The 17,207-nt window shown below is 67.8% G+C and carries 11 protein-coding genes, 1 tRNA gene and 1 pseudogene; 2 read left to right on the top strand and 11 right to left on the bottom strand.

From position 1 onward, the window contains the following. From gspF to ACFE71_RS00530, 4 genes are all read right to left on the bottom strand, one after another. A complete protein-coding gene (gspF, locus tag ACFE71_RS00545; protein WP_375426860.1) occupies nt 1–1,227 on the bottom strand; it encodes a type II secretion system inner membrane protein GspF in 1,227 nt (408 codons plus the stop codon). Continuing rightward, nucleotides 1,220–2,776, bottom strand: coding sequence for a GspE/PulE family protein (locus ACFE71_RS00540; RefSeq protein WP_375426893.1), 1,557 nt, complete (start codon nt 2,774–2,776; stop codon nt 1,220–1,222). Before ACFE71_RS00540 ends, gspF begins: the two co-directional genes overlap by 8 nt. 235 nt (nt 2,777–3,011) lie before the next feature. Beyond that, nucleotides 3,012–5,216, bottom strand: coding sequence for a type II secretion system secretin GspD (gene gspD / locus ACFE71_RS00535; RefSeq protein ID WP_375426859.1), 2,205 nt, complete (start codon nt 5,214–5,216; stop codon nt 3,012–3,014). Next, nucleotides 5,213–6,034, bottom strand: coding sequence for a type II secretion system protein N (locus ACFE71_RS00530; RefSeq protein ID WP_375426858.1), 822 nt, complete (start codon nt 6,032–6,034; stop codon nt 5,213–5,215). The genes gspD and ACFE71_RS00530 overlap by 4 nt, the downstream gene beginning before the upstream one ends. A gap of 115 nt (nt 6,035–6,149) precedes the next feature. Between ACFE71_RS00530 and ACFE71_RS00525 the strand changes: the two are divergent. Beyond that, a pseudogene (locus tag ACFE71_RS00525) lies at nt 6,150–6,806 on the top strand (prolyl hydroxylase family protein). 42 nt (nt 6,807–6,848) lie between these two features. Here the strand turns inward: ACFE71_RS00525 and ACFE71_RS00520 are convergent. From ACFE71_RS00520 to lon, 5 genes are all read right to left on the bottom strand, one after another. Continuing rightward, a complete protein-coding gene (locus ACFE71_RS00520) occupies nt 6,849–9,599 on the bottom strand; it encodes a TonB-dependent receptor domain-containing protein (protein ID WP_375426857.1) in 2,751 nt (916 codons plus the stop codon). 61 nt (nt 9,600–9,660) lie between these two features. After that, complete coding sequence (locus ACFE71_RS00515) at nt 9,661–11,280, bottom strand: hypothetical protein (RefSeq protein WP_375426856.1); 1,620 nt, start codon at nt 11,278–11,280, stop codon at nt 9,661–9,663. Between the two features lie 414 nt (nt 11,281–11,694). After that, a tRNA-Val gene (locus tag ACFE71_RS00510) sits at nt 11,695–11,769 on the bottom strand. Nucleotides 11,770–11,823: 54 nt separating this feature from the next. After that, on the bottom strand, nt 11,824–12,096 hold the full coding sequence (locus ACFE71_RS00505) for an HU family DNA-binding protein (protein ID WP_375426855.1): 273 nt from the start codon (nt 12,094–12,096) through the stop codon (nt 11,824–11,826). 146 nt (nt 12,097–12,242) lie between these two features. Then, nucleotides 12,243–14,669, bottom strand: a complete 2,427-nt coding sequence (gene lon, locus ACFE71_RS00500) for an endopeptidase La (protein ID WP_375426854.1) — start codon at nt 14,667–14,669, stop codon at nt 12,243–12,245. Between the two features lie 107 nt (nt 14,670–14,776). On the opposite strand from lon, the gene ACFE71_RS00495 reads away from it, so the two are divergent. Next, nucleotides 14,777–16,462, top strand: coding sequence for a M1 family metallopeptidase (locus tag ACFE71_RS00495; RefSeq protein ID WP_375426853.1), 1,686 nt, complete (start codon nt 14,777–14,779; stop codon nt 16,460–16,462). Here ACFE71_RS00495 and ACFE71_RS00490 read toward each other — a convergent pair. Continuing rightward, entirely contained in the window at nt 16,459–16,917 is a 459-nt protein-coding gene (locus tag ACFE71_RS00490) for a DUF2243 domain-containing protein (RefSeq protein ID WP_375426852.1), read from the bottom strand. The genes ACFE71_RS00495 and ACFE71_RS00490 overlap by 4 nt on opposite strands. Then, nucleotides 16,907–17,188, bottom strand: coding sequence for a hypothetical protein (locus ACFE71_RS00485; RefSeq protein ID WP_375426851.1), 282 nt, complete (start codon nt 17,186–17,188; stop codon nt 16,907–16,909). Before ACFE71_RS00485 ends, ACFE71_RS00490 begins: the two co-directional genes overlap by 11 nt. Between the last annotated feature and the right edge of the window lie 19 nt (nt 17,189–17,207).

Raw genomic sequence — 17,207 nt, 5'->3', positions numbered from 1 at the left:
TCACTGACCGGCTAGAGTGTTGAGTTGGAGGATCGGCAGCAGGATCGACAGCACGATGGTCGCGACGATGCCGCCCATCAGCACGATGATCGCGGGCTCGAGGAGCGAGAGCGCCGTCGCGGTGAAACGGTCGAACTCCTTTTCCAGGTAATCGGCGGAGCGTTCGAGCATCTCGTCGAGCCGTCCCGCCGCTTCCCCGCTCGCGGCGAGATACGTCAGCAGCGGGGGAAAGACGCCGGTGCGGCGCATCGCGGTCGACAGGCTGCCGCCGCCGCGGATGTTTTCGACGATCTCGTCGGAGGCGGCGCGCAGGCGGCGATTGTGGATGGTGCCCGCGGTCAGCGTCAGCCCCTCGAGCAGCGGCAGCCGGCTGGCGACCATCGTGCCGAGCGTCCGCGCAAGCCGGGCGGCGTGGAGGTCGCGGATCAGCCGGCCGAGCAACGGCAGCCGCAGCATCCGGCTGTCGAAGGACAGGCGGATGGCCGGGTTCTTGAGCGCGTACCAGGTCCCTAAAGTCACCAAGGTCACGCCAAGGATCAGCAGCCACCAATAGCCGACCAAGAAGTCGGACAGGGCGATGACCATCCGGGTCAGGAGGGGCAGCTCCTGGCCCACGGTGTCGAACTGTTCGACGACCTGCGGCACGACGAACATCATCAGCGCCAGCACGACGCCCATCGCGACGACCGCCAGGATGATGGGATAAGCAAGTGCTGTCAGTATCTTGCCGCGTATTTCGGCCTGACGTTCGAGGAGCGCGGAGAGGCGTTCGAGGATGGTCGGGAGCGTCCCCGAGCTCTCGCCGGCCGCGACCATCGCGCGGTAGAGCGGGGGAAAGGACTTGGGCGCGCGGGCCATCGCGTCGGCGAGACGACGACCCTCGACGACGCCGGCATGGACCTGGGCGACGATCGCGCGGACGCTTTCCTGCTCGGTCTGGCGGGTGATGGTGCGGAGCGACTCCTCGAGCGGAGAGACGCTGTTGAGCGTGGCGAGCTGGCGGGTGAAAAGGGTCAGCTGCTTTCCCGACATCTTGGCTGCGCCGAGCTGGAGCCCGAAGAGCGGGCGGCCCTTGGCGGGCGGCGGCGCGGTGCCCGGCTCGATACGGACGACATACAGCCGCTTGGCGTCGAGCGCCGATCGCGCCGCGTCGAGCGTGGCGGCGGCGAGATGCCCCCGCCGCTCCTGCCCGCGCGTGTCGATCGCAAGATAGTCGAAGTCAGCCATCGACGGCGACCAGTTCGGGGACGACGTCCGGCACGTCGGTCGCATCGCGGCGGGCCACGCGGACGGCCTCCTCCGGGGTCGTGACCCCGCGTCGCACCAGCTCGCGCGCCGCGCTCGCCAGCGTGTCGCTGCGGGCGAAGGCGTGGGCGGCGATCGCGGCCTCGTCGCCGGTCTCGTTGATCAAGCGGCGGATCGTGTCGTCGACGCGCACCACCTCGAACACGCCGACGCGGCCTTTATAGCCGGTCTGGTTGCAGGTGGCGCACCCGGTCGGTTGGTAGACGACCGCGTCGGGTTCGATCCCGATCATCGGCGCGATCGTATCGCGGGCGGGAACGGCGCGGCGGCAGTCGGGGCACAGCCGGCGGACGAGGCGCTGCGCGATGACCGCGCGGAGCGTCGAGGCGAGCAGGAACGGCTCGACCTTCATGTCGCGCATCCGCGTGATCGCGCCGACCGCGTCGTTCGTGTGCACCGTCGACAGGACGAGATGCCCCGTGAGCGATGCCTGGACCGCGATCTCGGCGGTCTCGCGGTCGCGGATCTCGCCGACCATCACGACGTCCGGATCCTGGCGCAGGATCGCGCGCAGGCCCGCCGCGAAGGTCAGCCCGACCTTGGGATTGACCTGCGTCTGACCGACGCCGTCGACCGCGTACTCGACCGGGTCCTCGACCGTCAGGATATTGCGGCTGCCGTCGTTCAGGCGACGGAGCGCGGAATAGAGCGTGGTGGTCTTGCCCGATCCGGTCGGCCCGGTGACGAGCAGCACACCGTTGGGCTCGGCGAGCACGTCGGCCAGCACGCGCTCGACCGCGGGGGTGAGGCCCAGCGCCTCCATGTCGATGCCGGCATTGTCCTTGTCGAGGATGCGGAGAACGACGCGCTCACCCGCGCGGCTGGGAAGCGTCGAGACACGCACGTCGAGGAGCTTGCCCCCGAGCGTCAGGCCCATGCGCCCGTCCTGCGGCACGCGCCGCTCGGCAATGTCGAGGCGCGACATGACCTTGATGCGGCTGACCACGACGGGTGCGACGTGCGGCGGCATGCGGAGCGTCTCGCGCAGCACGCCGTCGATCCGCATGCGGACGACGAGACCGGACTCGTAGGGTTCGATATGGATGTCCGACACGCCGTTCCGCGCGGCGTCGGCGATGACGCCGTTGATCAGGCGAATGGCGGGGGCGTCGTCGGCGGTGTCGAGCAGGTCCTCGGCGGTCGGCAGGTCGCCCGCGAGCAGGTCGAGCTCGTCGCCCATCCCGACCGCAGCGAGCGCGTTGGCCTGGCCGTCCATCGCATACGCGTCGGATAGCAGGCGGTCGAAGGCGGGGGCGTCGACAATCTCAACGTCGAACGGTCGCGCGAGATGGCGGCGGAGCTCGATCAGCGCGCGCGGGTCCGCACCCTCGCGCAGGCCGATCGTGAGCGGGCCGTCGACTCCCGTGTGACGCAGCACGGTGCCGAAGCGGCGAGCGAACAGATACGGGATCGCCGGGACCGGAACGATCGGCGCGACCGAAGGCGCGGCGACCACGCGGTCGGTGGCCACGGTATCGGCGGCGAGTTCTAGCGCGTCCGCCTCGGTCGCATGGGCGGCGTGGAGGATGGCCAGCGCTTCGTCGCCGTCGTCGCCGCCGCGGCGGATCAGCACGTCGCGCTCGGTCGCCGCGTCGCCGAACGCGAGCGCGCCGTCGGGCGCGGCGGTCGTCGGCGGGGAGCGCGGCTCGGTCACGCCGCCTCCATACTCCCGCGCAGGCGTCGCGCGAAGCCGTCAAACCGGTCGCTCACCGCGTCCGCACCCGCCTGGTGGTCGTCGTCGATCGAAGCTGCACCGGCGCGGCGATGTTCGGGTCCTCGACGTTGCCCGGGCTCGGCGCGGACGGGATCGGGGGCGCCGCGCCCATGTAATCGCGCACCAGCTGGTCGATCGAGGGCTCGGCGTTCGGGATCGCATAGCCCTGGAGCTGGCGGAGATAGCCGTAACGCTGTTCGGTCATGCGGCGGCTGTCGGCGGCGGTGCGCAGGATCGTCGGGCGGATGAACACCATCAGGTTGGTCTTGGTCCGCGATCGCGCCTTCGAACGGAACAGCCCGCCGATGCCCGGCAGGTCGCCCAGGAACGGGATCTTCTCGATCGTGCGGCGCTCCTCGTCGGACAACAGGCCGCCGATCACCGCAATCTGGCCGTCATCAACGGTGAAGGTGTTCTCGATTGCCCGCTTGTTGAGGATCAGCTCCGAATTGTCGGCGGAGACGGGTCCGGCGATCGAGCTGATCTCCTGGCGGACTTGCAGCTTGATCACGCCGCTGGCGTTCACCTGCGGCCGGACATCGAGCTGGATACCAACATTCTCGCGCTGCACCGTCCGGAACGCGTTGTCGAAATTGTTGCTCAAGGCCTGTCCGGTCGTGATGGGAATCTCCTGCCCGACCAGGATCGACGCCTGCTGATTGTCGAGCGTGAGAAGATGTGGCGCCTGGAGCAGGTTGGAGGCGGTGTCGCTCTTCACCGCGTTGATGATCGCCCCGAAGATCGTGTCGCCGACCGCACCGCCGAACCCGGCGAAGCCGCCGCTGGTGCCTAGGATCGACTGGATCGCCGTCTGCGCCAGCTGATCGCTCGCAGCGTTGTTTGTGCCCGTGATCACGTTATTCCCGTTGATCGTCGTCGTCTGAGTGCCCAGTTCGCGCGCGCCGATCGCGCCGGCGATGGTCAGGATGTTGGGCGCGGTGTTGGCGTAGGTCGACGCCGCGAACGCGCCGCCCGACAGGTTGCCGAGCAGGAATTGCGCGCCAAGCCGCTGGGCGGTCGCGTCCGACACCTCGGCGATGATCGCCTCGACCAGCACCTGCTCGCGCCGGGTGTCGAGCTGGCTGATGACCTCGTTCAGCTGGCGCTGGATGTCGGCCGGCGCGGCGATGACGATCGCGTTCGCGCCGGCGAAGCGCGTGACGACGGCGGCGGTGCGCCCCCCTTGCGTCGAGATGGCGGGCTCGGCCCCGGTCTGGCCACCGCCTCCGCCGCCGGACGAGGCTTGGACCGGCGGTGGTGATGAGGGCGCTACGCCCGCGCTGTTGTTCGCGCCGCCGGTCCCGCCGCCACTGAAATTGCCGCGGCCGAGCGTCTGTTGCGTCGGCTGGTCGGGGGTCTGGCCGACGAGCTGCTGGAGGACGGGCAGGAGCTGTTCGGCGTCGGCGTTCTGGAGGAACACGACCTTGATCTCGGTCCCGTTGCGCGCCTTGCGGTCGAGCTCGGCGGCGATCGCGGCGAGGCGCGCGACGGTGGGCGCGTCGCCCCTGAGCGCGATCGAGTTGGCGCTCTCGACCGCGACGACCGAGGCGGACTGCGCGCCCTGCGCTCCCCCTTGGGCGCCCGCCTGCCCCAACGCCTGCAGCGCGACGGCGATCTCGCGCGCGCCCGCGTTCCGGAGCGTGACGACGCGGGTCGAGGCGTTGTCGGTGTCCACCCGGCGCAGCACCTCGCGGATGCGGCGGATGTTGTCGGCGAAATCGACGAGCACGATCGAGTTGCCCGCGCGGTTGGCGGTGACCGATCCCTGCTGGCTTACGAGCGGGCGCACCGTGTCGAGCGCGGACTGCGCGTCGATCGAGCGTAGTCGGACGATCTCGGTCACGAAGGCGTTGCGCGACGCGCCCGCGGAACCCACCCGCGTGGGCTGGGTCGCCGCACCGTCGAGCGGCTGGACGCGGAACGCGCCGTTGCCGGTCGGCACCGCGATCAAGCTGTTCGACCGCAGCGTCGACAGGAACACCTCGAGATACTCGGTGCGCGACAGCGGGCGGTCGGTGACGACGGTCACCTTGCCCTGCACCCGGCTGTCGATGATGAAGGTGCGGCCCGTCACCTTGGCGGCATCGGCGATGAAGGCGCGGATGTCGGCGTCGCGGACGTTCAGGGTCGTTTGGGCCGTCAGCTGAGTGGCCGCCGCGAGCGCTATGGCGAGGAACGGTAGGCGGAGGTTGGTCATTGCGGCGGGGCGATCGTGATGGCGAGGGGCAGCGTCTGGCCGCCGCGCTCGACGCTGATGGGAAGGTTGCCGCCATTCGCGAAATCGCGCGCGACCCGGTCGATGTCGTCGGGGCCGGTCACCGGACGCCCCGCGATCGAGACGAGCACGTCGCCGTTCTGGAGCCCCGCCTGCGCGAACACCGCGCCGGTACCTTGCGATCGGAGGACGAGGCCGCTCACCCGCCCCGCGTCGATGCGCGGGATGAAACCGACCTCCTGGCGCAGGCTAGCGACGGGAACGCCCGCGGGACCGGGCGCGCCGCCGGCGGTCGCGGGCGCGCTCGGCTGGACGGGCGTGACCTGGGTCGACTGATCGAGGAACAGGTCCTCGCTCGCCCCGCCGCGGTCGAGCGTGATATGGTCGAACGCGACCGCGGTCAGGCGGACGCCGGGCGACACTTCCTCGCCGACGGATATGCTGCGCTGGAGACCGTCGGGTCCCGCGACGATCGCCGCGCCGCGCCCGGTCGCGTCGTCGATGCGGATGCCGAACAGCTTCAATTGCAACGAGGTGACGACCGCGGGACCGGCGGCCGCGCCGCTGAGCCGGAAGAAGGGGTCGAACGAGGTGAGCGTATCGACGGGCGATCCGGGGATGACGACGGGGGCCGGACGCCATTCGCCCAGGGGATCGACGGGGGTCGCGATCGCCCAGAACAGCCGGGCCAGCTGCGCGGCGAGCACGGCCATCAGCACCAGCTCGGCGAGCGAGTAGAGGTTGACGACGGGCAGCCGCCCCAGCCAGCGGCGCGCGCGCGCGTCGAGTTGCAATCGCATCGAGTGTCTAATCCAACCCCCAGGGCGGCGCTACGTGTGCCATGTTACAGCGGTGCGTCAAAGGGGGGCGCCGATGATCTTGCGGTGCGGCGGGCGGTCGTTGCACGGTGGCGTCATGGCGGCGATCCTTCCCCTCGGCTCGGGCCACCCGTCGGAGCCCATCGTCGCGCACCTGTCCGCGCGAGGGAACGTGCAGCGGGTACCGAGCCCCAAACTGACGCTGTTCATCAGGCGCGCGTTCCTGGCACCCGACGTGTGCGCGGCGTTGACGGAGCGGATCGACGCGGTGCGGCGGCCCTCGACGATCGCCGATCCGAACGGCGACGCGTCGTATCGGACGAGCGAGACGGGCGACCTGGACGGGGCCGATCCGCTGGTCGCCGAAGTCGAGGCGCGGATCGCGGCGCTGACCGGGCTCGACCCCGCCCACGGCGAGCCGATCCAGGGGCAACGCTACGCGGTCGGGCAGGAGTTCAAGGGCCATACCGATTATTTCGAGCCGAGCGGGGCCGATTACGACCGGTATTGCGCGGCGTCGGGCAACCGGACCTAGACGGTGATGATCTACCTGAACGAACCCGAGGCGGGCGGCGCGACGCGGTTCAAGGCGATCGACAAGATCGTGCCGCCCGAGACGGGCAAGCTGCTGGCGTGGAACAACCGCCGCGCCGACGGGAGCCTGAACCCCGCGACCCTGCATCAGGGGATGAAGGTGCGCGCCGGGATCAAATACGTCGTGACCAAGTGGTTCCGCGAGGGCCCTTGGGCATGAGCGTCCATCCTCTCCCGCCTTCGCGGGAGAGGATGGACGACGTCAGAGCGTGACGCTCGCGCCCAGCGAAAAGATTCGGCCCAGGCGGTAGCGGTTGTTGTCGACCTGCTGGCCGTTGTCGAACGTCTGGAACTCACGGTAGCCGGTCCCGGTCAGGTTGCGCGCCTCGAACTTCAGGTCGATCTGCTTGTCCACATAGGGCAGCCGGATCCCTTGACGCGCGACGAAATCGAGCCGGATGCCGGGCCGCTCGATCAGGTCGGGTAACCGTACGCCGGACTGGACCGGGCCCCGGTTGGTCGCTCGATTGCTGGCGTAGGTGAACAACACCGTCAACTGCGACAGCTTGGTCGTGTCCTCCAGCCCGAGCTGCAGGTTGACGAGGTGCTCGGACTGGCCCGTCAGCGCGGCGCCGTCGCGGAACAGCGTGCTGGCGGCGATGGTGCGGACCTGGTTCGTCGATTGGACGACGTCCGGGATCAACTCACCACCGACCTTCAGTTCCGACTTGGTGTAGGTGTAGTTGGCGATCGCCACCAACCGGCGCGTCGCGAGGAAGTCGTAGCCGAGCCCGCTCAGCGGCACGAACTTCTGGAGCTCCGCCTCGCCGCCGTAAAGCGTCGCCTGCGGCGCGTTGGCGAACCCGGTCTGGAGCCGGTCGCCGCCGCCGAAGAAGGCGACCGCCTCGACGGGCTTGTCGATCCGCTTGTAGAAGCCCGACGCGCCGAAGCGCTGATCGCGCGCGAAGAACCATTCGTACCGGAGCTCGGCGTTGTAGAGTTCCGAGTCGACGAGCAGCGGGTTGCCGAAGAACAACCGGTCCGACTCGAAATCCTGATATAGCTGCGGCGCGAGTTCGCGGAATTGCGGACGTGCGAGCGTCTTGGAGAGGTGGCCACGGACCTGCATGTCGTCGGCGAGGTTGTAGGTGAGCGTCACCGCCGGCAGGAAATAGTCGTTGTTCAACCGGGTGCCGACGAAGGCGCCGATCGGCACGACGCTTTGCTTGGCCGTCTCGTACCGCACGCCTACCTGCGCGCGCAATTTCGAGGTGATCTCGCCTTCGACCTGCGCATAGCCGGCGTTGATCTTCAGCGACGCGTCATAGGCCGCCGACCCCTGCGAGGTGGACTCGTTGACCAGAGTGATGCCGTTGGTCTGGACGTTGAAATCCGACAACAGGAAATCCGGGCGGAGCTGCGCGAACGTTTCGTCCAAGGCCTGACGGTTCCGGCCGAAGAAGCGAAAGTCGAAGCGCGACGACGTCCGTGCGGTGTCGCTGTAGAAATATCCGGCGGACAAATTAAAAGGCGTATCGAACGGCACCGCCCAGCTAAGGTTCGCTTGGCCGGTATAGAGCCTTTCGTCGAGCTCGCTGAAGTCGAGCTCGGCGAACGAATTGCCGCTGAGGACGTTTACGTAGTCGTCGACCGCCGAGCGGAATTCGTATCGGAACGACCGCTCATAAGGGCTGTCGCGCCGCGTCTTGGCGTACGCGCCGCGCGCGTCGAGCGAAACCGCACCGATCTTGAACTCGCCGACGAGCTGGGTGTCGATCAGCTCGCGCTCGAACCAGCGCGTCGCCTGATCGAGCAACGGCTGCCGGCCGACGTTCGGATCGCCCAACCCCAAATTGCTCGTCGATCCGCGCGCCAGCCGACCTTGCTTCAGCGTGTCGTGGATATAAAGATTGGTCCACCGGATGCGGTTGTCGCCGAACTCGGCCCCGAAACCGAGCAAGCCGTTCACCAACGCTCGGTTGTCGGTGAGACCCGTCTGGAAGTCGCTCTCCAAGCCGCCGGCGGCGTCGGTGGCCACCTGTTGCCGGATCGACCGGGTACGCCACCCGTTCGACAAGCCGGCCGCGCCGATCACGCCCAGACGGACCGATCCGACATCTACCGACGACCCGAGGCTGACCTCGTACGAATAATTGGCCGGCAGCTGATTGTTCTGCAGAAGCAACGACGTTTGCGCATTGTTAAGATTGATCGCATCGGCCGTGCCGACATCGCGCCCGCCGCTGCCCGCCGCCTTGATGAAGTTCGGCACCTTCCGGGTGCCGCTGTCGAAACCGGTCCAGTCGTGATCGCCGCCGTCATAGACATAGCCGACCTCGCTCGTCGTGACCGTGTCGGCCCCGATCGAACCGCCGATCTGCAGGAAGCTCTCGTCCGGCACGGCGCGCGTGGTCAGGTTGATGACGCCGCCGCCGAACTCGGCCGGATAATTGACCGAATAGGTCTTCTGGACGACCGCCGACGCGGTGACGTTGGTCGGAAAGATGTCGAGAGGCACGACGCGGCGCAGCGGCTCGGGGCTCGGCAACGGCGAACCGTTGAGGAGCGACGACGAATAACGATCGCCGAGACCGCGGACATAGACGAAGCCGTTGCCGACCAGCGACAACCCGGTCACGCGGCTGAGCGCGCCCGCGATGTCGCCCTCGCCCGTCCGAGCGATGTCGGCGGTCGATAGGACGCTGACCACTTCGGCCGAGCGCCGTTGGACGTTGGGGATGCGCGATCCGGTGACGACCACCTCTTCGGCCGGCGCCGCGCCGCCTGGACCGGAAATCTCGACCTGCTCCTCCGCCGGAGCGGTATCGCCCGCCGACGGCTGGAGCGCCTGCCCGCCGGGCGCGCTCGTCTGGTCCCCCATGCCGGTGGGGGTGCTGCCGACGCCGCCGCTGTTGGTCGGCGCGGCGGTCCCACCGGACGCCTGCCCCCAGGCGGCGGCGGGCGCGAGCGCGGTGCTGGCGAGGAGAACGGATAGGATCGTGGTCGTCTTCATGGCTGCCCCGGACGCTGGAATGAGTGGGCGGGCGACCCCCTCGGTCGCCCGCCGATGCCGGTCAGGTCGCGGGCGCGGCCGTGCAGTTGGTGCTGTTCGGGCCGAAATTCGCGCGGTTGGAGTTGCAGGTCCAGCGCTGGAAGCTGGTGTCGTTGGCCCCGTTCACGGCTCCCAGGAAGTTGGTGGAGACCAGGAACGACGTACCCGTCGGGTTCAACGTGGCCGCGTTGAACGCCGCCGCCGTCAGCGCGGCACCGGTGGGCAGGAAGCCGTTGAGGATCACGCCCGCCGCCTCGTTGTTGCCCGAGCTCGGCGTCGCGGTGAAGACGGCGCGTTGTTCGTCCTCCGTGACCGTGACACTATTTACGACTAGCGTCCGGCCGTCGTCTCCAAGCGAGGTAAACGGGGTCGCACAGTTGAACAGCACCGAGTTGAAGATGGGCGGGCCCTGATCGTCGACGGCGGCGTTCGCGGGCCGGATCGTCGACTTTCCGCCATTGTCCGTGGTGCCCGCAACGATGTTCAAGCACGCGCGCGGCGCCGTCACCAACCCGTTCACGAACCGCGCATCCGCGCCGCCGCGTAGGCGAATGGCGGCGGTGGTCGCCGTCGACGTCGACACGAAGGTGAAGTTCGCCAGATTGTAGCGCTGACGCGGCAACGCGTCCTCGGCGTTGTTCGAATCGATCTCCGTCGAGAAATTGTCGCCGGTCGTGTTGTTGGGACGCTGGATGGCGAGCACGAACTGCGCGAAGCCCTGCCAACCCACGTCGGTGTCCAACCCGTCGTCGTCCGCGCCGGTCAGCGCCAGATAGCGGAGGTTCGTGCGCCCGCCGAAGATCTCGACCCCGTCGTCCGAACTGTTGTGCACTTGAACTCGGTCGATCGTGGTGCCCGACCCGGTCCCCGCCAGCGTCAGGCCCTGGAGTTCGTTGTTGGGGCTGATGATCGTTCCCGAATACCGGATCTGAACGTAGCGGACGATCCCGGAATTGTCGGTCGGCGTCGCGCCGCCGTAAAGCGCGGTGGTCGTGCCTTCGACCAGATTCTCGCATTGGGCGGTACCGCCGACGATACCGGAACCCAGGCAATTCGAGATGGGCGCGCGGCCGGCCATGATGATGCCGCCCCACAATCCCTGGCTCTCGTCGGTCACGGTTCCGGCCAGGTTCTGTTGCGCGGTGAATATGATCGGAAGCGCCTCCGTTCCCTCGGCGACCATCCGCGACCCGCGATTGACGACCAGGAAGTCGTTATCGGTGTTGGTCGTGTTCGCGTAGACCACCGCGCCCGGAGCGATCGTCAGCGTCCCGCTAGTTCCGCCGACCGTGGTTCCGGCGCCCCCGACGTCGACGCCCACATCGACGCGTCCGTTCAGCTCGTACGCCACGCCGGTCGCGCGCGGCAACGACAGCGCGCCGGTGATCGACGACGGCAGCCGACAGCTGCGGTACGTATTGGCGATCGTGCCGACCGACTCGGTCCCCGCCGGACACGAGGCGGCCGGGCCGCTCGTCGGCGTCGGACTCGCGGTCGGCGAGGGTGCGGGGGCCGGAGTGGCCGGCACGACCAGCACGCCTTCGCCCGGCGAGGCGACGCTGTCCGATCCGTCGCACGACGCGAGCGCGAGGCAGGCGGTGCCCGCCAGAAGAATGCGGTTGATCCGCTTGAAGCTGGCCATTGAAATAACTCCCCGGTCGATCGTTAGCGTACGGGCGGTCGCCCGGGATCGACATGGGCTTACCCACCGACCTCAGCGGCCCGGTTAGGACAGTCGCATGACGGGTCCGGGTCCTTTCGGCGTCTTGGATGTGACCGGACGATTACGAATGTGTGACGGCGAACGATCGGAAGGGCGGATCGGTCGCTCGCCAGGCATGGCCTTCAAACCTCGGCCGCCGGCGTCATGAGCTGCGCCATTCCTCGCCGTCCTCCACGAATCCTTTGATTCGGCCGTGCGTTGGATTTGTTGGAGCCCCGCCGCGCCCGGCCCGGGTGTCCTGTTCCGCGCCCCGCCGGCCGCATACCGGCGGGGCGATAACGCATTCAATGGACACGAAACGACCCGCCGATCTTGCGACCGGCGGGCCTGTCTTGGTGGGCGCGACAGGGATTGAACCTGTGACCCCACCCGTGTGAAGGGTGTGCTCTACCGCTGAGCTACGCGCCCGAAACCCGTTCGGAAGCGGCGCGTCTAAACGCGGCCCCCCCGCCTGTCCAGCTTCTAGTTGACCGAGTCCTTCAGGCCCTTGCCCGCCTTGAACTTGGGCTGGGTCGACGCCTTAATGCTCATCGGTTCGCCCGTGCGCGGGTTGCGCCCGGTGGACGCCTTGCGCTTGGAAACGGTGAAGGTGCCGAAACCGACCAACCGCACTTCGTCGCCTTTCTTGAGCGCGCCCGAGATCGCGTCGAACACCGATTCGACCGCCTTTACCGCGTCACCCTTCGTCAACCCCGACGTATCGGCCACGGTCGCGATCAATTCCTGCTTGTTCATACCCCGAAAATCCCCTGCGAAATTGATTGCGATCGAGGGTCGCATTCCCGGCCGCGAGGGGTCAATAAGCCGGGGGCTCCCCATGGTGTCAAACGAAACCGCCGCCGTTCGGGGTGAACGGCGGCGAGTCGCGGCTTTGGTGTGCCTTAGTGGTGCAGTTCGCCCCCGACCGGCGCGACGCCCACGGGCGGCATCGCGGCGAGCTCGTCCGCATCCGTCCAATCGATAGCCTCCAGCGGCTCGGTGAGCGCGAGCCGCAGCACCTCGTCGACATGCGAAACCGGAATGATCTTCAGCCCGTCCTTGATCGACGCGGGAACGTCCGCCAGGTCCTTCTCGTTCTCCTGCGGGATCAGCACCGTCTCGATACCGCCGCGCAAGGCCGCCAGCAGCTTCTCCTTCAACCCGCCGATCGGCAGCACGCGGCCGCGAAGCGTGACCTCGCCCGTCATCGCGATTTCCTTGCGAACCGGTACCCCGGTCAACGTGGACACGATCGAGGTGACGATCCCCACGCCGGCCGACGGGCCGTCCTTGGGCACCGCACCCTCGGGCAGATGGATATGGACATCCTTGCGCGCGAACAGGCTGGGCTTGATCCCGTAACTGGGCGCGCGCGCCTTGATGTAGCTGAAGCCGGTCTCGATCGACTCCTTCATGACGTCGCCCAATTTGCCGGTGATCTTGGCCGCGCCTTTGCCCGGCACCGTCACGCTCTCGATCGTCAGCAGCTCGCCGCCGACCTCGGTCCAGGCGAGCCCGGTGACCGCGCCGATCTGGTGCTCGGTCTCCGACAGGCCATGCCGGTACTTCTGCACGCCCGCATATTCGTGAAGGTTGTCGGGCGTGATCACGACGCTCGCCATCTTGCCCTCCAGGATGCGGCGCAGCGCCTTGCGGCACAACTTGGCGATCTCCCGCTCCAGCGTCCGGACGCCGGCCTCGCGCGTATATTGCTGGATCAGGGCGCGCAGGCCCGCATGCGTCAGCTCGAACTCACCCGGCTTGAAGCCGTGCGCTTCCATCTGCTTGGCGACGAGGTGACGCTCGGCGATCTCGACCTTCTCATCCTCCGTGTACCCCTCCAGCCGGATGATCTCCATCCGGTCCAGCAGCGGCTGGGGAAGGTTGAGCGTGTTGGCCGTGCACACGAACATCACGTCGGATAGGTCGATGTCGATCTCGAGATAATGGTCGTTGAACTTGCCGTTCTGCTCGGGGTCGAGCACCTCGAGCAACGCCGACGCCGGATCGCCGCGGAAATCCTGGCCGAGCTTGTCGATCTCGTCGAGCAGGAACAGCGGGTTCGACGCCCCCGCCTTCTTCAGGTTGGTGACGATCTTGCCCGGAAGCGAGCCGATATAGGTGCGCCGATGCCCACGGATCTCCGCCTCGTCGCGCACGCCGCCGAGCGACTGGCGGATGAACTCGCGCCCCGTCGCCTTGGCGATCGACTTGCCAAGCGAGGTCTTGCCGACGCCCGGCGGGCCAACGAGGCACAGGATCGGGCCTTTAAGCTTGTTGGTCCGGACCTGCACGCCAAGATATTCGACGATCCGGTCCTTGACCTTGTCGAGCGCGTAGTGGTCCTCGTCGAGCGTCACCTGCGCGGCGGCGATATCGCGCTTGATCTTCGACTTCTTGCCCCAGGGCAATCCCAGCAGCACGTCCAGATAATTGCGGACCACCGTCGCCTCGGCCGACATCGGGGCCATCGTCTTGAGCTTCTTCAGCTCGGACGTCGCTTTCGACCGCGCCTCCTTGGACAGCTTCAGCGTCGCGATCTTGTGCGTCAGCTCGGCGATCTCGTCGCCGTCGCCCTCATCGCCCTCGTTGCCCAGCTCGCGCTGGATCGCCTTGAGCTGCTCGTTTAGATAATATTCGCGCTGCGTCTTCTCCATCTGGCGCTTGACGCGGCTCTTGATCTTCTTCTCGACCTGCAGGACGCCGAGCTCGCCCTCCATGAGCGCGAAGGCACGCTCCAGCCGCTTGGCGGGATCGGCCTCGGCCAGGAGCAGCTGCTTCTCGGGCACCTTGACCTGGATGTTGGCGGCGACCGCGTCGGCGAGGCGCGAGGCATCGTCGATCTCGCCCAACTGCGCCGCAGTCTCGGCGGGGAGCTTGCGGCCGAGCTTGGCGTAGTTCTCGAACTGCGACACGACCGATCGCATCAGCGCCTCGATCTCCGTCCCCTCGACCCCCAAATCCTCGACGGGCGAGATGTCCGCGGTGAGGAACCCGTCCGCCTCCGCGATGGCATCCAGGCTAGCGCGCGCCTTGCCCTCGACCAGCACGCGCACCGTGCGGTCGGGAAGCTTCAGCAGCTGGAGCACCGTCGCGGTGACGCCCAGGTCGTGGAGATCGGCGCGACCCGGATCGTCCTCACCCGGGTCAAGCTGCGCGACGAGGAAAATCTCCTTGTCCGCCGCCATCGCCGATTCGAGCGCCGCGACCGACTTGTCGCGGCCGACGAACAGCGGGACGATCATGTGGGGAAAGACGACGATATCGCGCAGGGGCAGGACGGGAAGGAATTGGGTCGTGGGAATTTCGGTTTCGGGGGATTGGGTCATGAACACTCCGACGGGGCCGTACGGCACCCTTGCCCTTGACATATGGGACGTCTCGGGACCGTCATCAATCGCGTGTTCCGCCGGTCGTCCGGCTATGCGACAGATGGATGATGACGCCGCTCCTGCTCCCCCTCACGCTCCTTGCCGCCGACATCCCACCGAAGAAGGGCGAGCCGCCGCTGACCGAGCAGACCAAGCGGTCGGGCGGCGCGGTCGATCCCGAACAGGCCAAGTTGCGCTTCGACGCGGCCGACCTCGCGATCGAGCTGCTGCCCGCGACCAGGGCGCTGGCCGGGGTGGCGACGCTGAGCTTCACCGCGCGGGCGGAGTTGCGGGAGCTACGGATCGACCTGAATCGCAATCTTCCCGTGAGCGCGGTTGCGATCGACGGCGCGGCACTCGCGCCCGGCGGCTGGTCGAACCCGGACGGACAGCTGCGGGTAACCCTCCCCCGCCCGGTCGCGGCGGGGCGCGCCTTCACCACCCGGATCATCTATGGCGGCACGCCGCACGTCGCGGTTCGCGCGCCGTGGGACGACGGCGTGGTCTGGTCGACGACGCCCAAGGGCGAGACCTGGTTCGCGACCACCACGCAAGGGTACGGCTGCGACCTGTTCTGGCCCTGCCTCGACTACCCGACCGCCGAGCCGTTGGTCGTCACGCTCCACCTGACCGTGCCCGCCGGGCTTTCGGTCCCGTCAAACGGCAAGCTGCTCGGAGTGGATAAGTTATCGGACGGGCGGACCCGTTGGAACTGGCGAGTCAGGAATCCCAACACCTACGGCATCGCGCTTAATATCGGTCCGTATCAGGAACTGAGCGCCCCTTACCGCAGCCGTTACGGGAACACCGTTCCGCTTCACTTCTGGCATCTCCCGGCCAAGCGGGCGCAGGCCGAAGGCCTGTTCGCCGAGTTCGCGCCGACGCTCGACTTCTTCGAGACGGTGATCGGCCCCTATCCCTTCGCGGACGAAAAGCTGGGCGTCGTCGAGACACCGCATCTCGGCATGGAGCATCAAACGATCAACGCTTACGGGAACGACTACAAGAAAGCGGTCGAGGGTTTCGACTGGTTGTTCCACCACGAACTCGCCCACGAATGGTTCGCCAACCAGCTCACCGCCGCCGACTGGGACGATTTCTGGCTGCATGAGGGCTTCGCGACCTACATGCAGCCGCTCTACGGCCGCTGGCGCGAGGGCGAGGCGCGCTACGCCGCGATGATGGATATCCAGCGTCAGCGTATCCTGAACGACGCGCCGATCGTCAGCGGTCGCGTCCGCACTTCCGAGGAAGTGTACGAGACCAGCAAGGGCGGGCCGGGGAGCGATATCTACTTCAAAGCGTCGTGGATGCTCCACACCCTGCGCGGGCTGATCGGCGATAGGGCGTTCTTCAAGGCGACCCGGCGGCTGGTCTATGGCCGCCCCGATCCGAAGCCGGGCAACTTCCGCCCGCGCTTCGGCACCACGCGCGAGTTCGAGGGATATGTCCGCGACGCGACGGGGCGCGATTACCGGTGGTTCTTCGACGCTTATCTACGCGCGGCCAAGTTGCCCGAGTTGGTGCAACGACGCGAGGGCGCGACGCTGCTGCTTGAGTGGCGATTGCCCGGTGGCGGCGCGTTTCCGATGCCGATCGAGGTGCAGATCGAAGATCGAGTAGAGCCGGTGGCGATGACTGGCGGTCGGGGCCGGGTCGCCGTACCGCCGGGCGCGCACGTCATCGTCGACCCGAACGCCCGCGTCCTGCGCCGGTTGCAGGCGGTCGAAGCGATGCGGAGCCGTCGCTAACTGTCGATTTGGCGCGTCAGCATCCACCCGGTCGCGGCAAGGGCAACGCCCGAGACCAGGAACACCCAGTCCCACACCGACGGCCCTAGCCGCTCGACGACGTGATGCAGCGCGAGCAGGTGGTGGTCGATCACGCCTTCGATTAAGTTGAACGACCCCCAGCCGAGCAACAACGCGCCGCCGAACATGCGGCCGGGCACCCGCGCGCTCCCGCCCCGCGCGCGCCAGAGCAACGCGACGCCGAGCGCGGTCACGCCCCAGACGAAGGCGTGGAAGACGCCGTCCCACACCATGTTCACCTTCGCCCCGACGAGCGTGTCGGGCGGGATGCGCGCGGAGAGCATGTTGTGGATCTGCAGGATTTGATGGAACAGAATGCCGTCCACGAAGCCGCCCATCCCGATGCCGATCGCCACCCCGGCGCGCACCACCGCGCGGCGCGCGTCAGCGATCACGGCGCGCTTCGGGCACCAGCCAGATCGCGGCGAACAAGACCGGCACCGGCGCGAGCGCGAACGTGGCGTTGAGCAGCAAGTCCGGCCCGAACAGCGTCGCACGAACCTGCTCGGCCGTGTCGCCATGGCAAAGCGTGCAAGCCCAGGCGGAGTCGGAGGTAAGGAGCATCGCGGAGGCGAGGAGGAGACGAACGATCACCGCTGGTGGACGCGCGGCGCTCGCGGCGGTTCCGCCCGTGTACCCGGTCCCGCACGCCAAAAGGGCGGACACGACCTACGTCACGCCCGCC

Source organism: uncultured Sphingomonas sp., assembly GCF_964237155.1.
In the GTDB taxonomy this organism is placed as follows: domain Bacteria; phylum Pseudomonadota; class Alphaproteobacteria; order Sphingomonadales; family Sphingomonadaceae; genus Sphingomonas.
This window is presented reverse-complemented; position numbering and strand designations above follow the sequence as displayed.

What these genes read in the sequence shown, in the direction of transcription:
- gspF (WP_375426860.1), bottom strand. Translation starts at nt 1,227, where the DNA reads ATGGCTGACTTCGACTATCTTGCGATCGACACGCGCGGGCAGGAGCGG.
- gspD (WP_375426859.1), bottom strand. Translation starts at nt 5,216, where the DNA reads ATGACCAACCTCCGCCTACCGTTCCTCGCCATAGCGCTCGCGGCGGCC.
- ACFE71_RS00530 (WP_375426858.1), bottom strand. Translation starts at nt 6,034, where the DNA reads ATGCGATTGCAACTCGACGCGCGCGCGCGCCGCTGGCTGGGGCGGCTG.
- ACFE71_RS00520 (WP_375426857.1), bottom strand. Translation starts at nt 9,599, where the DNA reads ATGAAGACGACCACGATCCTATCCGTTCTCCTCGCCAGCACCGCGCTC.
- ACFE71_RS00515 (WP_375426856.1), bottom strand. Translation starts at nt 11,280, where the DNA reads ATGGCCAGCTTCAAGCGGATCAACCGCATTCTTCTGGCGGGCACCGCC.
- ACFE71_RS00505 (WP_375426855.1), bottom strand. Translation starts at nt 12,096, where the DNA reads ATGAACAAGCAGGAATTGATCGCGACCGTGGCCGATACGTCGGGGTTG.
- lon (WP_375426854.1), bottom strand. Translation starts at nt 14,669, where the DNA reads ATGACCCAATCCCCCGAAACCGAAATTCCCACGACCCAATTCCTTCCC.
- ACFE71_RS00495 (WP_375426853.1), top strand. Translation starts at nt 14,777, where the DNA reads ATGATGACGCCGCTCCTGCTCCCCCTCACGCTCCTTGCCGCCGACATC.